At 65.1% G+C, this 13,670-nt stretch carries 14 protein-coding genes; 12 read left to right on the top strand and 2 right to left on the bottom strand.

Annotated elements, in window-relative coordinates; all coding sequences use genetic code 11:
- Positions 1-405, bottom strand: coding sequence for a DUF3054 domain-containing protein (locus AD89_RS0109535; RefSeq protein WP_025778373.1), 405 nt, complete (start codon positions 403-405; stop codon positions 1-3).
- Between the two features lie 32 nt (positions 406-437).
- Between AD89_RS0109535 and dop the strand changes: the two genes are divergently transcribed.
- The 7 genes from dop (at position 438) to AD89_RS0109500 (ending at position 6,537) form a co-directional block, all read left to right on the top strand.
- Positions 438-1,967, top strand: coding sequence for a depupylase/deamidase Dop (dop, locus tag AD89_RS0109530; protein ID WP_025778372.1), 1,530 nt, complete (start codon positions 438-440; stop codon positions 1,965-1,967).
- A gap of 11 nt (positions 1,968-1,978) precedes the next feature.
- Positions 1,979-2,170 carry a ubiquitin-like protein Pup gene (locus AD89_RS0109525; RefSeq protein ID WP_025778371.1) on the top strand — a complete coding sequence of 64 codons (192 nt, stop codon included), beginning with the start codon at positions 1,979-1,981 and terminating at the stop codon, positions 2,168-2,170.
- A gap of 1 nt (position 2,171) precedes the next feature.
- Positions 2,172-2,969, top strand: coding sequence for a proteasome subunit beta (gene prcB / locus AD89_RS0109520; protein ID WP_025778370.1), 798 nt, complete (start codon positions 2,172-2,174; stop codon positions 2,967-2,969).
- 34 nt (positions 2,970-3,003) lie between these two features.
- Positions 3,004-3,693, top strand: coding sequence for a proteasome subunit alpha (gene prcA, locus AD89_RS0109515; protein WP_025778369.1), 690 nt, complete (start codon positions 3,004-3,006; stop codon positions 3,691-3,693).
- Complete coding sequence (pafA, locus tag AD89_RS0109510) at positions 3,694-5,097, top strand: Pup--protein ligase (RefSeq protein WP_025778368.1); 1,404 nt, start codon at positions 3,694-3,696, stop codon at positions 5,095-5,097.
- A 64-nt stretch (positions 5,098-5,161) separates the two neighbouring features.
- The gene (locus AD89_RS0109505) at positions 5,162-6,118 is read left to right on the top strand and encodes an FKBP-type peptidyl-prolyl cis-trans isomerase (protein WP_231488560.1); all 957 of its coding nucleotides are present in this window, start codon (positions 5,162-5,164) and stop codon (positions 6,116-6,118) included.
- 44 nt (positions 6,119-6,162) lie between these two features.
- Positions 6,163-6,537: an FKBP-type peptidyl-prolyl cis-trans isomerase gene (locus AD89_RS0109500; protein ID WP_025778366.1), complete on the top strand. Its 375-nt coding sequence runs from the start codon at positions 6,163-6,165 to the stop codon at positions 6,535-6,537.
- Positions 6,538-6,676: 139 nt separating this feature from the next.
- Here the strand turns inward: AD89_RS0109500 and AD89_RS0109495 are convergent, their stop codons facing one another.
- Positions 6,677-7,810, bottom strand: a complete 1,134-nt coding sequence (locus AD89_RS0109495; protein WP_025778365.1) for a DUF3866 family protein — start codon at positions 7,808-7,810, stop codon at positions 6,677-6,679.
- Positions 7,811-7,850: 40 nt separating this feature from the next.
- Between AD89_RS0109495 and AD89_RS0109490 the strand changes: the two genes are divergently transcribed.
- The 5 genes from AD89_RS0109490 (at position 7,851) to AD89_RS0109470 (ending at position 13,667) form a co-directional block, all read left to right on the top strand.
- Entirely contained in the window at positions 7,851-8,873 is a 1,023-nt protein-coding gene (locus AD89_RS0109490) for a helix-turn-helix transcriptional regulator (protein WP_231488558.1), read from the top strand.
- Positions 8,857-9,744 carry a WYL domain-containing protein gene (locus AD89_RS0109485; RefSeq protein ID WP_025778363.1) on the top strand — a complete coding sequence of 296 codons (888 nt, stop codon included), beginning with the start codon at positions 8,857-8,859 and terminating at the stop codon, positions 9,742-9,744. The genes AD89_RS0109490 and AD89_RS0109485 overlap by 17 nt, the downstream gene beginning before the upstream one ends.
- 86 nt (positions 9,745-9,830) lie before the next feature.
- On the top strand, positions 9,831-10,115 hold the full coding sequence (gene tatA / locus AD89_RS0109480; RefSeq protein WP_025778362.1) for a twin-arginine translocase TatA/TatE family subunit: 285 nt from the start codon (positions 9,831-9,833) through the stop codon (positions 10,113-10,115).
- Positions 10,112-10,954: a twin-arginine translocase subunit TatC gene (gene tatC, locus AD89_RS0109475; protein WP_035320340.1), complete on the top strand. Its 843-nt coding sequence runs from the start codon at positions 10,112-10,114 to the stop codon at positions 10,952-10,954. Before tatA ends, tatC begins: the two co-directional genes overlap by 4 nt.
- Complete coding sequence (locus AD89_RS0109470) at positions 10,947-13,667, top strand: DEAD/DEAH box helicase (RefSeq protein ID WP_025778360.1); 2,721 nt, start codon at positions 10,947-10,949, stop codon at positions 13,665-13,667. Before tatC ends, AD89_RS0109470 begins: the two co-directional genes overlap by 8 nt.
- Positions 13,668-13,670: the final 3 nt, after the last annotated feature.

Raw genomic sequence — 13,670 nt, 5'->3', positions numbered from 1 at the left:
TCAGCGGCCGCGTCTGCGGCGGCCGGAACCGCCGGAGACGGCCGTGGCGATGAGACGCCAGCCGACCAGGGTGATGAGATTGAGCGAGGTCGCGACGATCATGAAGCTCACCGGCACCGAACCCGGATCGCCGCCGGCACCGGTGATTCCGCGCAGAACGAGTCCGACGAGGACCGTGATCGCCCAGACGCCGGTGCCCGTGGCCAGCGGAGCGATCGGTCGATCCCAGACGGCCGTGAGCAGCCAGGCGATGACGAGGGCTGCCACGAACGGCCACGTTGTGGTCATCAGCCCCTGCGGATCGAAATTGTGAGAATGTGTGTAATGACCGACGATCGTGAACAGAACCACGAGAACGAGGTCGACGATCAGGGCGATGGGGAGATGAGATTTCTTCGTTGCCACGTCCCCGAGTCTAGACCGTGGAGGAGAAGCAGATGCTCAGAGTCGGACGCGTCATGGGAGCCGAGACGGAGTTCGGCCTCAGCCAGCCGGGCAACCCGCGGGCGAACCCGATGCGGGACTCGGCTCGTGTCGTCGACGCCTATGCCGGTCCGCGCGGACTGAAGTCGTCCCAGAACTTCTGGGACTTCGCCACCGAGTCTCCGCTGGCCGACGCTCGCGGCTTCTTCATGAACATCGCCGATGCGGACGTCTCGCAGCTGACCCATCTCCCGCAGGACGATGTCGAAGCCCAGTACCTGGCCAACGTCGTCACGGAGAACGGCGCCCGCTACTACGTCGACCACGCCCATCCCGAATACTCCTCCCCGGAAGTGCTCACCCCACGCGATATCGTCACCTTCGACCGGGCCGGCGACCTCGTCGCCCTCGAGTCGGTGCGGACCCTGGAGAAGAGCGCGGAACCGGTCAATCTGTACAAGAACAACACGGACTCCAAGGGAGCCTCCTACGGCACCCATGAGAACTACCTCGTCGACCGGTCCACGGATTTCGACGACCTCGTGGCCGGCCTCGTCCCCTTCTTCGTCACCCGGCAGATCCTGTGCGGATCGGGACGGGTCGGCATCGGCCGCGAGGGCGAGGGCAAGGGGTTTCAGATCTCATCCCGTGCGGACTTCTTCGAAGCCGAGGTGGGACTCGAGACGACCCTGCGGCGTCCGATCGTCAACACTCGTGACGAACCGCACGCCGATCCCGCGAAGTACCGTCGGCTGCACGTCATCATCGGCGACGCCACGTTGGCGGAGCCCGCCACGTTCGTCCGCTTCGGCTCGACCTCCCTCGTCCTCGGCCTCATCGAAGCCGGACTGGCACCGCGGATCGAACTCGCCGACTCTCTGCAGTCGCTGTGGGACGTCAGCCACGACCTCAGCCTGACCGCGCCGCTGCCGCTGAGCGACGGAACGACGCTCACGGCATTGGAGATCCAAGAGCGCTTCTATTCCGTCTGCCTCGAACACGCAGACCCCGACGATGCCGAGACGAGTCAGGTGCTCGCCGAGTGGCGCCGGTTCCTCGACGGACTCTCGACCGACCCGATGACCCTGGCCGACTCCATCGACTGGGTCGCCAAATGGGTCCTGCTCGAGAGCTACCGCTCCCGCGAGGGAATCGACTGGGACCATCCGAAGCTCGCCCTCATCGACGTCCAATACCACGATGTGCGCCCGGAGAAGGGGCTCTTCCACAAGCTCGAACGAGCCGGACGCATCCGGCGGATGACCACCGACGCCGAGGTCGAAGCCGCCGTGGTCAACGCTCCCGACGGGACCCGGGCCTTCCTGCGCTCCGTGGCGGTCAGCCGCCTCGGGGAGGATCTGGTGGCCGCCAGCTGGGATTCGCTCGTGGTCAACGCGGAATCCTTCGGGGTAGTGCGTCTGCCCATGCATGAACCCCTCAAGGGCACCCGGGAGCTGCTCGCCGATCGGGTGGAGGGAATCGCGACCGCCGAGGGCCTGCTGAAGGCACTCGGAGTGGATAGACTGAATTCGAAGAACGTCTGAAGGAGTGTGAGATGAGCTCGCAGGAACAGGTCCAGAGAGACAAATCGTCCGGTGGGGGAGACGCCCCCGTCGATCCGCCGGAGGCCGTGCAGGGACAGATCAACACTCAGAACGTCGATTCCATCCTCGACGAGATCGACGGCGTGCTCGAATCGAACGCGGAGGAATTCGTCAAGAACTTCGTGCAGAAGGGCGGCCAATGAGATGGCAGGATTCCCTCCTGCATTCCTGAGTTCGACGAGCAACTCCTTCGTCGAACTCGCCCGCTCCCTGGCGCCCGAAGCGCTGCCGCACCCCGGAACCCGGGATCTGGCCGACCAGTCCCCGGAGGGCACGACCATCATCTGCTTCCGCACCGCCGGCGGAATCCTCATGGCCGGTGACCGGAGAGCGACGATCGGCAACCTCATCGCCTCGCATTCGATGGAGAAGGTCAAAGCCGCCGACGACTACTCCGTCATCGGCATCGCCGGCACCGCCGGGGTCGCCCTCGACCTCATCCGGCTCTTCCAACTCGAGCTCGAGCACTACGAGAAGATCGAAGGCGCCCGTCTCTCGCTCAACGGCAAAGCCAACCGCCTGGCTGCGATGCTGCGGGGAAACCTCGGCCTGGCGATGCAGGGACTCACCGTCGTCCCGATGTTCGCCGGAGTCGACGACTCCACACCGCAGGGCCAGATCTTCAGCTTCGACGTCACCGGCGGAAAATACGAAGAGCACCGGTTCCATTCCATCGGCTCCGGTTCCGGCTTCGCCCGCGGGGCACTGAAGAAGCTGTGGCGGGCCGACCTCGACCACGAGCAGGCGATTGGGGTGGCCGTCGAAGCTCTCTTCGACGCCTCCGACGACGATTCGGCGACGGGCGGACCGGACTTCGTCCGCCAGATCGCCCCGACGATCTTCACCGTCGACCTCGACAACGGGGTCACCGAAGTCGATTCGGCCACCGTCTTGGACACCGCCACCGAGGTCGTCGCCCGCCGCACGGCCACCGCCCGGTGATGACTGCGGCACCGTTTCCGCGAAAGGATCGTCGATGAGTCAGGCACCGTTCTACGTCTCGCCCGAACAGCTGATGAAGGACCGGGCGGACTTCGCCCGCAAGGGCATCGCCCGCGGTCGGTCCGTCGTCGTCATGCGCTTCGACGCAGGCATCCTGCTGCTGGCGGAGAACCCGTCACCGACGTTGCACAAGATCGCTGAGATCTACGACCGGATCGGTTTCGCCGCCGTCGGCAAATACAACGAATTCGAGACCCTGCGGCAGGCCGGCGTCCGCTACGCCGACCTGCGGGGATACTCCTACGACCGCACCGACGTCACCGCTCGCGGACTGACGAACGCGTACGCGCAGACCCTGGCCGGGGTCTTCACCACCGAGTCGAAGCCCTTCGAGGTCGAACTGGTCGTCGCCGAACTCGGACTCACCCCCGAGACCGACCAGCTCTACCGGCTCAGCTACGACGGTTCTGTCATCGACGAGACCGAACATGTGGCCATCGGCGGCCAGGCCGATGCGATCACGGCATCCCTGGCCGGGGTGCGCACCTCGCAGATGGGACTGCGCGAGGTGTTCAACCACGGAGTGACCGCGTTGGGTGCCGCAACCCAGGCGATCCTGGCCACCGACGCGCTCGAGGCCGCCGTCCTCGACCGCACGACGACGAAGCAGCGGACGTTCCGCCGCCTCGACGATGCGGCGATGAGCGAACTGCGGGAGGACTGAATGGCACGCATCTACGGGCTCGAAACCGAATACGGACTCGCCCACACCGCCGATCCCGAGGGGCGGCGCATCGGCCCCGAGGAGATCGCCCGCTACCTCTTCCGCCCCGTCGTCGAATGGGGTCGGTCGTCGAACGTATTCCTGCCCAACGGGTCGCGCCTCTACCTCGACGTCGGCTCCCACCCGGAGTACGCGACGGCCGAGTGCGATGACTTGGGCGACCTGCTCGCCCAGGATCGGGCCGGCGAAGGTCTGATGAGCGACCTGCTGGACAAGGCGCAGGCCGCCCTCGACGCCGACGGCATCGGCGGACGTGTGCACATGGTCAAGAACAACACGGATGCGGCAGGGAACTCCTACGGCTCGCACGAGAACTTCCTCATCCGCCGCACCCTCGACTTCAACCGACTGACCACGGTGCTGCTGCCCTTCCTCGTCACCCGGCAGCTGCTCGTCGGTGCCGGAGCCGTGATCCCGCGCCGTTCGGCCTTCACCCCCGATGAGGAAGCCGACCGGTCGGAGATGATGTTCGGTCTCTCCGCCCGATCCGATGTCATGTGGGAGGGACTGTCGTCGGCGACGACGCGGTCGCGTCCGATCATCAACGCCCGCGACGAACCGCACGCCGATGCGGAGAAGTACCGGCGGCTGCACGTCATCGTCGGTGATTCCTCGATGTCGACAGCCACCTCGGCGCTCAAGATCGGATCCGCCGTTCTCATGCTCGACCTCATCGAACAGGGGGCGCGGATCCCGGAGAACGGGCTGCGCCACCCGGTGCGCGATATCCGCCTCGTCGCCCGCGATCTCACGGGACGGGTCGTGCTCGAACGCACGGACGGAACCACGACGACGCCGCTGGGACTGCTCGCCGACTACCGGGACCGGGCACAGCGGATCGTGGAATCCGGGGAGCACAGCCTCGGCGACGACGAACTCGCCCACTACATCATCGACCTGTGGACGCGGATGCTCACCGCCGTCGAATCGCAGGACTTCTCGACCGTGGACACGGAGATCGACTGGGTGATGAAACGCACCCTCATCGAACGGTCCATGCAGCGCGGAATCACCGATATCACCGATGCACGCATCCACCGCCTCGACATCGCCTTCCACGACATCACACCCGCAACGGGACTGTTTCCCAAGCTCGAAGCCGCCGGAATGGCGAAGAGCCTCGTCCCCGCCGAGGCGGTCGAACGGGCGAAGGACACACCTCCTGCGAGCACACGGGCGGCGATCCGCGGCGAATTCGTCCGCGCGGCCCATGCCGCCCGACGCGACTACACCGTCGACTGGGTGCACCTGCGTCTCAACGACGAATCCGGTCGAGCAGTCGCACTCAAGGACCCGTTCGCCACGACGCACCCGCAGGCGGAAACACTCATCGCGGGCCTGTAAGATCGCCCTGTGATCCGGTCTGGCCCCTATCCGGGCACGGCCTCGGCGTGACGAAAGGAAACCAGTGCGCACCAAAGTGCTCAGCGCCATCGCGGCGGGCCTGTTGCTGCTCTCGGCCTGCGGGCAGGGTGATGAGTCCGAGGACTCGACCACACCTCCGCCGTCGGTGGCCGCTCAGGATGCGAAGTCGACCAGCCTCGACGACATCACCGTCGACGGCAAGATCGGGAAGAAGCCCGAGGTCAGCTTCGAGGCACCGCTGGTCATGGACAAGACCGAGAAGAAGGTGCTCGAACAGGGCACCGGCGACAAGATCGCCGACGGCGAACAGGTCACGGCACAGATGACGCTGGTCTCCGGCACGACCGGCAAAACCGTCGAATCCAGCTACGACTCGGACGCCGCGGCCGGCTTCCCCATGGACAAGTCGCAGATCTCCGAAGACCTCTACAACGCACTCATCGACGTCAAGGTCGGATCACGCGTGATGATGTCGCTCAACGGCAGTGCCCAGCAGGGCGAAGCCTCCCAGACGCTCGTCTACGTCATCGACATCGAGGACGCGAAGAAGCCGTTGACCCGCGCCGAGGGTGAGAAGGCCGATCAGTCGGACAACCCCGTGACCGTGAAGTGGGGCGACGACGGTGCCCCGTCGATCTCGAAGCCGAAGGGCAAGAAGCCGACCGAGCTTGAGACCTACACGACGATCGAAGGCGACGGCGACGAGGTCAAGAAGGGCCAGAGCGTCGCCGTGAAGTACTCCGGCTGGCTCTGGGACGACACCTCGAAGACCTTCGACTCGAACTGGAAGAAGGACGGACAGCCCTTCGTCGTCGCCCCGGTCGGCGAGGCTCAGGTCATCGACGGCTGGAACGAGGGACTCGTCGGTCAGAAGGTCGGCGACCAGGTCGTCCTCGTCGTCCCGCCGGACAAGGGCTACGGCGAACAGGGCAGCGAACCGTCCATCCCGGGGGATGCGACCCTGATCTTCGTCGTCGACATCCTCTCGGCCCAGGGCTGAGACCCGATCCGATCACTCAACAGAACCGACACCAGGAGGAACACATGAGCAAGCAGAAGCCCGAAGTCGACTTCCCCGGCGGAGACGCCCCGACCGAGCTCATCATCACCGATGATGTCATCGGCACCGGCGCCGAGGCGGGACCCGGCGACACCGTGAGCGTGCACTACGTCGGAGTGGCCCATTCCACGGGCGAGGAGTTCGACGCCTCGTACAACCGCGGCACCCCGCTGGAGTTCCGTCTCGGCTCCGGAATGGTCATCTCCGGCTGGGACCAGGGCATCCAGGGTATGAAGGTCGGTGGACGCCGCACCCTGCAGATCCCGCCGCACCTGGCGTACGGCGATCAGGGCGCCGGCGGAGTCATCCAGCCCGGAGAGTCCCTGATCTTCGTCTGCGACCTCGAGAACGTGCGCTGAGAATCAGCTTGATGATCAGCACGCGCTGATCCTGCCAGAGACGACTGTGGCCGGGTTCTTCGGAACCCGGCCACATCTGTCTTCCCCGACGCGGAGGGGGATTCTGTTGAGATCAGACGGTTACCTGAGTTCGATGCGGTCAGCGGCGGACGAGCCCGGCGGCGCAGCGTCCAGCGGCGGCCGCTGAGAGGAACGACGCAGCATCGGCGGGCAGCTTTCTGCCCATCGTCGACAGACGCACAGGTGAAGTGCGCAGGGCATCCCACAGCCCCGTCAGATCGATGTCGGCGAGATCATGCATCTCAAGCCGGGACAGCTGCTCGGCCACCGTCGCGGTCACGACTTCGGGATCCGGGTCCATCTCGGTTCGCTCCGCCTCGGTGAGGGTGGAGAAGTCGGGCACCGGCACGGTCATCCCCGGTCGAGCGATCTCACTCAACGGCGTCAGCGAATGATGGGAGATGCCGAAATGACGGCCGCGGGCATCGGCATTCGACATCCGCAGCAGGCCGACAGGACGCCCGTCGAGCAGGGCTGCGGCGTTGAGGTGCTCTCCGGTGACCAGACCCGAATAGCCGTACTTCGTGCCGGTGCCGAGGTTCCCGGGTCCCTGCGCGACGATGGCGATGTCGGCGTCCATCACATGCTTGGCCGCGAGCAGTCCCGTATGGACCGTCACCGCTTCGAGATCTCCGCCCCAGGCCTGCCCGGTGCTGATCACCCCCGTCAGCCATTCGGCGTCCTTGAGCCCGGCGACGGCCTGCGAGAACGGAGACGGCAGAGCCGCGCCGTCACTGAGCACATACGCCACCGACAGCGACGGGTCGACGGCGCGGATTCCGGCGATCGCCGCGGGCAGAGCCGAATGCAGATCGGCGACGATCACGGGCATGCCGTCGAGGTGCTCCGCCTCGGCGAGGGCGGCGTGATGCTGCGATTCCTGATCGTCGACGCCGAGGACCATCGTCTGCAACGGGGAATAGCGGTCCTTGACGAGATGGCCGGGACCCTCCGGAGGATCGGTCGGCAGTGCATCGGGCAGGGCGACGATGAGCCCGAAGCCGCCGGTGCCCAGCCTCTTCGCCAGAGCCGAGACATTGACGATGACGGTGTCCTGGGCCATCGGCTGCCCGACGGCATCGGTATAGGCGATCGCCCGGATGGATCTCACATCGGTTCCCGGCACAGCCTCGTCCAGGTCGACGTCGAGCTCTGTGTATCCTGGCCGGGTGGAGCGAATCGCTGCGACGATTCCTTTGCGCCAATGAATCATGGTCCCAAGACTATCGCCCGGCCTAGGTTACGGTGGAATCGTGAATACACCCCGCACCAGCAGACAGAGACAGCAGACCGAACGTCTGATGAATCTGCTGATCGCCCTGCGCGCTTCCCGCGGCTGGGTGTCGCGCAAGACGCTGATGAGCGCCATCGACGGCTATTCCGGGCTCGATGAGGTCGCCTTCGATCGCAAATTCTCCCGCGACAAGGAGCTGCTGCGACACATGGGCATCACCATCGCAACGCGAGCCGAACACGATGTCTACGGTGATGCGGGGGAGACGGGGTATCGGATCTCCACCGCCGACTATGCGATGGGCGACGTCGACCTCACTCCCGCAGAGGTGGCCGCTGTGACCGTGGCCGCCGCATTCTGGTCCGAGACCGAACTCGGGGAGTCCTCGTCTCAGGCGCTGACGAAGCTGCGCGCACTCGGCATCGACCTCGACCAGTCCGCCGACGGGCCGGGAAACGTCGATCCGGGCACCGCCGCACACCGGCTGGCCAGCGCGAACTTCGCCACCGCCCTCCACCACATCAACGCCCGCGAAGCCATCGGCTTCCGGTATCACAAGCCCGGTCAGAGCGTGCGGAAGGTGAAGCTGGAACCCTATGCGCTGCTCAGCCGCGGCGACCGTGTCTACCTCTTCGGCTTCGACCTCGACCGCGAGGCCCGACGCACCTTCCGGCTCTCCCGCGTCGAGGGTGGGATCGCGAAGCTCAGCGGCCGCGAACCCGGAGACTATGAGATCCCCGAGGACTTCTCCCCGCAGCTGGCGCTGCAGTCGAGTTCCGAGATGGCCGTCGTCGCCGAGGCGACGCTGCACATCCGTGCTCACCGGGCCGATCCGCTGCGCCGTCGACGGATCCGCAGCGACGGCGACGAGGTGGTCATCGGCTATTCCGATGTCGATGCCCTCGCCGCCGAGATCGTCGGCTTCGGGGACGCCGTGGACGTGGTCGATCCGCCCGAACTCGTGCGCGCCGTCGACCGCAGACGCGAAACGATTCGCCGATCGCTCAACCGTTTGGGAGGCACCAGTGTCCTCAGCGCGTGAACGCCTCACCCGACTGCTCAGCCTCGTCCCGTACCTCGACGCCCATCCGGGCGCGGATCTCGAAGAGACCGCTGCCTATTTCGGCATCGACTCCGCCACCCTCATCGACGATCTCCAGCTGCTCTTCGTCACCGGTCGACCCGGCCATATGCCCGATGACCTCATCGATGCGTCGTGGGAGGGCGGGCAGATCTTCATCTCCAACGCCGAAGAAGTTTCCGTGCCCGTTCGGCTCAGCGCCGAGGAGGCCGGAATCCTCGTGCTCGCTCTCGACATGCTCTCGTCCCTGCCAAGGCTCGATTCCGCGGCGGTGGCCACCGCCGCGGCCAAATTACGCGCAGCGGCAGGAGAGAACCTGCGCACCGCGGTCGACGTCAGCCCCATCGACGCCGACGAAGAGCTTCTGGCCGCTCTGCGAAAAGCGGTGGAAGACGGCACTGCGCTGCGGATCGACTACTATGTGGGCTCCCGTGACGAACTCACCACGCGGACCATCGCCCCGACCCGGCTCGTCCCCGGTGCTGACTGGTACGTCGATGCGTGGTGCTATTCGGCCGGAGCGCCTCGCCGTTTCGCGCTGGGTCGCATCCGGTCCTGGGAGTCGGCCGCGCATCCGCCGATGGCGGTCAGCGTTGCCACAACGAACTCCTATGAGGTCACCCTCGGCCTCGCAGCCGCGGGAGCATGGCTGGCAGATGAACTCGACGTGACGAATCGGGAGTACCTCGACGGTGGTGACACGAGCGTGCGCATCCGCCTGCTCGTGCATTCTGTGGATTGGCTCAGCCGGTTCCTGCTCTGTCATGCCGATGTCATCACCGAGATCGACGACACCGAAGCCGTTGCGGGCGCCCTGAACAGGCTCGGCTGAGAAGAAGACCGCGTCCGGACATGGATGAAAGGCTCAGCCGCAGCGCGTAGACTCTTCCACAGCATCAACAATCCAAGGAGCTCCCCATGAGACCAAGTTTCGTGCAGATCGCGATCGTGATCCTCATCATCGTGATCATCTTCGGCGCACCCAAACTGCCGCAGCTGGCCCGAAGCCTGGGACAGTCGATGAAGATCTTCAAGTCCGAGGTCAAGGATCTGCGCGGCGACGAGGACGAATCCGGCAAGAGCACCGAGCCGGGAGCGCTCAACCAGAACTCCTCGACCGATTCCTCCACGTCCGCCGGTGAGACCACCGGCACCGAGGAGTCGCGGCGAGAGAAGCAGGACCCGCAGTCTCACGAGAAGTGAAAGAGAACCGTCAGCGCAAGCCCTCTCGATCACGGAAGAACAATCCTGAGAAGAAGATGCCCGTCGTCGGGCACCTCGTCGAGTTGCGCAACCGCGTCATCATCTCCGCAATGGCCATCGCTCTGGGTGCGGTGGCAGGCTGGTTCCTCTACGACCCCGTCCTCGACATCCTCCAAGAGCCGATCCGCACGATCCGCGACAACGGCGGACGGATGGCCGAGATCAACTTCGCCGGAGTCGCCTCACCCTTCGATCTGAAGATCAAACTCTCGTTCTTCATCGGGCTCTTCCTTTCCTGCCCGATCTGGCTCTACGAGGTCTGGGCCTTCATCGTCCCGGGGCTGAAGCGCAAGGAGAAGCTGTACTCCCTCGGTTTCCTCGGGGCAGCGATTCCGCTGTTCCTGGCAGGGTCGACGATGGCGTTCTTCGCATTGCCCAATGCCGTGAAGGCTCTGACCTCGTTCACTCCCGAGGGCGGCACGAACATCATCCCGGCGCAGGACTACCTGAGCTTCGTGATGATCATCATCGTGGTCTTCGGGCTCGCCTTCGTCCTGCCGGTGCTCATGGTGGGACTGAACATGCTCGGAATCCTGTCGGCGGAGAGGATCATGAAGTCATGGCGGATCATCGTCTTGCTCGTGTTCCTGTTCGCCGCGATCGCCACCCCGACTCCGGACGCAATGTCCATGTTCTTCCTCGTCATCCCCATGATGACCCTGTTCTGCCTGGCCTGGGTGATCTGTGTGCTCAATGATCGCCGACGTAAGAAGCGCCTCATCGCGCAGGGTCTGTGGGTCGACGAGGACGAACTGACCGACGAAGAGAAGAATGACTGATCCCACACCGCTTTCGACCGAGACTCCTGCGGAGGAGTCACTGAGTCCCTCCGCCGCCTATGCCGACTTCAAGGCGCGTGCGGATTTCGCCCGCACCCCCTTGGGACAGTTCATGGAGCGCACCGAGTTCGCCCTCGACGACTTCCAGGTCGAAGCCTGCAGTCACCTGCAGGAAGGGGAGGACGTGCTGGTCACGGCGCCGACCGGCGCAGGCAAGACGCTCATCGCGGAGTTCGCCGTGGAACTGGCCCGGGGCGAGGGCAAACGGGTCTTCTACACCACGCCGATCAAGGCGCTGAGCAATCAGAAGTTCAACGACCTCGCCGAGGTCCATGGGGCAGACAATGTCGGGCTGCTCACCGGTGACACGTCGATCCGCCGCGATGCGCCGATCATCGTCATGACCACCGAAGTGCTGCGCAATATGCTCTACAATGACGTGGCGGGTCTGTCGGATCTCGGCTTCGTCGTCCTCGACGAAGTTCACTACCTCGCCGACCGGTTCCGTGGGCCGGTGTGGGAAGAGGTCATCATCCATCTTCCCGACCGTGTGCAGATGGTGTCGCTGTCGGCGACGGTGTCCAATGTCGAAGAGTTCGGAGCCTGGCTGCGTGAGGTCAGAGGACCGACGACGATCGTCTCGACGAGTCACCGGCCGGTGCCGCTGGTCAACCATGTCCTGGTCGGCCACCGGATGTACGACCTATTCACGCACAGCGATTCCGACCGGATCGACCCGGCTCTCAACCACGCCACCCGCACGCACGGGGGCCCACGGTCGAAACGGGCACGTGCCACCCGGGCGCGTTTCCGCCGCCCCAGCCGCACCCAGGTGGTGGCATCACTCGCCGAGGCGGCGATGCTGCCGGCGATCATGTTCATCTTCTCCCGCAACGGCTGCGATGAAGCCGTCGAACAGTATCTGAGCACGGGCACCGACCTCAACTCCCGCGAAGAGAAGACGATCGTCAACGCTGCTCTCGAGTCGCTGCGCGATGATCTCGCCGACGAGGATCTCGGCATCCTCGGCTATCACACCTTCCGGGAAGGTCTGCTGCTCGGAGTGGCCGCGCACCATGCGGGGATGATCCCGCAGTTCAAACAGCTCGTCGAAGAGCTGTTCTCGCAGGGAATCATCAAGGTCGTCTTCGCCACCGAGACCCTGGCGTTGGGCATCAACATGCCCGCTCGCACCGTCGTGCTCGAGAAGCTCGTGAAATTCAACGGCGAAGCGCATGTGATGATCACTCCGGGGGAGTACACCCAGCTGACCGGACGTGCCGGTCGCCGCGGAATCGACCGCATCGGCCATTCCGTCGTGGTGTGGCACCCGACCATCGAGGTCAGCGAGCTGGCGGCCCTGGCGTCGAACCGTTCCTACGCGCTGAACTCGGCGTTCGGACCGACGTACAACATGACGGCGAATCTGCTGTCGCGGATGAGCTCCGAGGAAGCGGCCAAGGTGCTCGAGACCTCGTTCGCCCAGTTCCAGGCCGATAAGGCCGTGGTCGGCCTGGCGCGGAAGGTGCGCAAGAACGAAGCCACGATCGAGGCGTATGAGAAATCGATGCACTGCGACCTGGGTGACTTCTCGGAATACGCCGGGCTGCGTCGGGCGATCTCGGACACGCAGAAGCAGGAGACCAGGACGAAATCGCGGAACAGGCAGCGCGATATCGTCGAGTCCCTCACCGCACTCAAGATCGGCGATGTGGTGACGATGCCGGCCAAGCGGGTCGGTGGTCGCGCGGTCATCATCGCTCCGATGAGCAACAAAGACGGTATCTCCCGACTTCCCACCGTCCTCACCGAACAGGGCAAGGTGTGGCACCTGCGCCCGCACGAGGTGACCGAACCCGTCGCCTCGCAGGGGCGAGTCCGGGTGCCGAAGAAATTCAACCATCGGCAGGCAGGCGACCGCAGGCAGCTGCTGTCCATCCTCGAGTCCGCCATTCACGATGGCCGAGTTGATTCCGAAGCCCACTGGGAATCGAGCCGACAGCATCATGGCGAGAGCACCACAGTGGCCGAGCTCCAGGCGCAGATGCGGGCACACCCGTGCCACGACTGCCCGGATCGGGAGCTCCACGCCCGTTGGGCCAACCGCGCGGACAAGCTCATCCGGGAGAACGAATCGCTCATCGCCCGCATCGAAGGACGCACCACCTCGATCGCTCTGGTCTTCGACCGGGTCCAGGACGTGCTGCGGGGACTCGGGTTCGACCCCGAGCATTCGACGATGTTGCGTCGGATCTACGGCGAACGGGATCTTCTGGTGGCGCTGACGATCCGGGCCGGGCTGTGGGACAGTCTCAATGAGCCGGAGCTCGCAGCGTTCGCATCGATCTTCGTCTTCCAATCGCGCAGAGACACCCTGACCGCGCATCGGGCGCCGAGCGCCGATCTCAAGGCCGTCTGCGATGAGTCCGAGACGATCTGGCGTCGACTCTTCCACCTGGAAGAGCAGCACGCACTGAATACGACGGACGAACCGGATCGCGGGCTGATCAGACCGATGTACCGGTGGACCGAAGGCAAAACGCTGTCGGAGTCACTGCGGGGCAGCGATATCGCCGCCGGAGACTTCGTCAGATGGGCCAAGCAGAGTCTCGATCTCCTCGGTCAGGTCGCTGAGGTCATCGACCCGCAGACCGCGGTGCGCGTGCGTCGTACGGTCGAAGCGATCCGGCGCGGAGTCGTCGCCGACTCCTGAGCG

Source organism: Brevibacterium sp. VCM10, from assembly GCF_000583215.1.
Lineage (GTDB): Bacteria > Actinomycetota > Actinomycetes > Actinomycetales > Brevibacteriaceae > Brevibacterium > Brevibacterium linens.
Note: the sequence above shows the minus strand (reverse complement) of the source record. Positions and strands in the feature narration are given on the sequence as shown.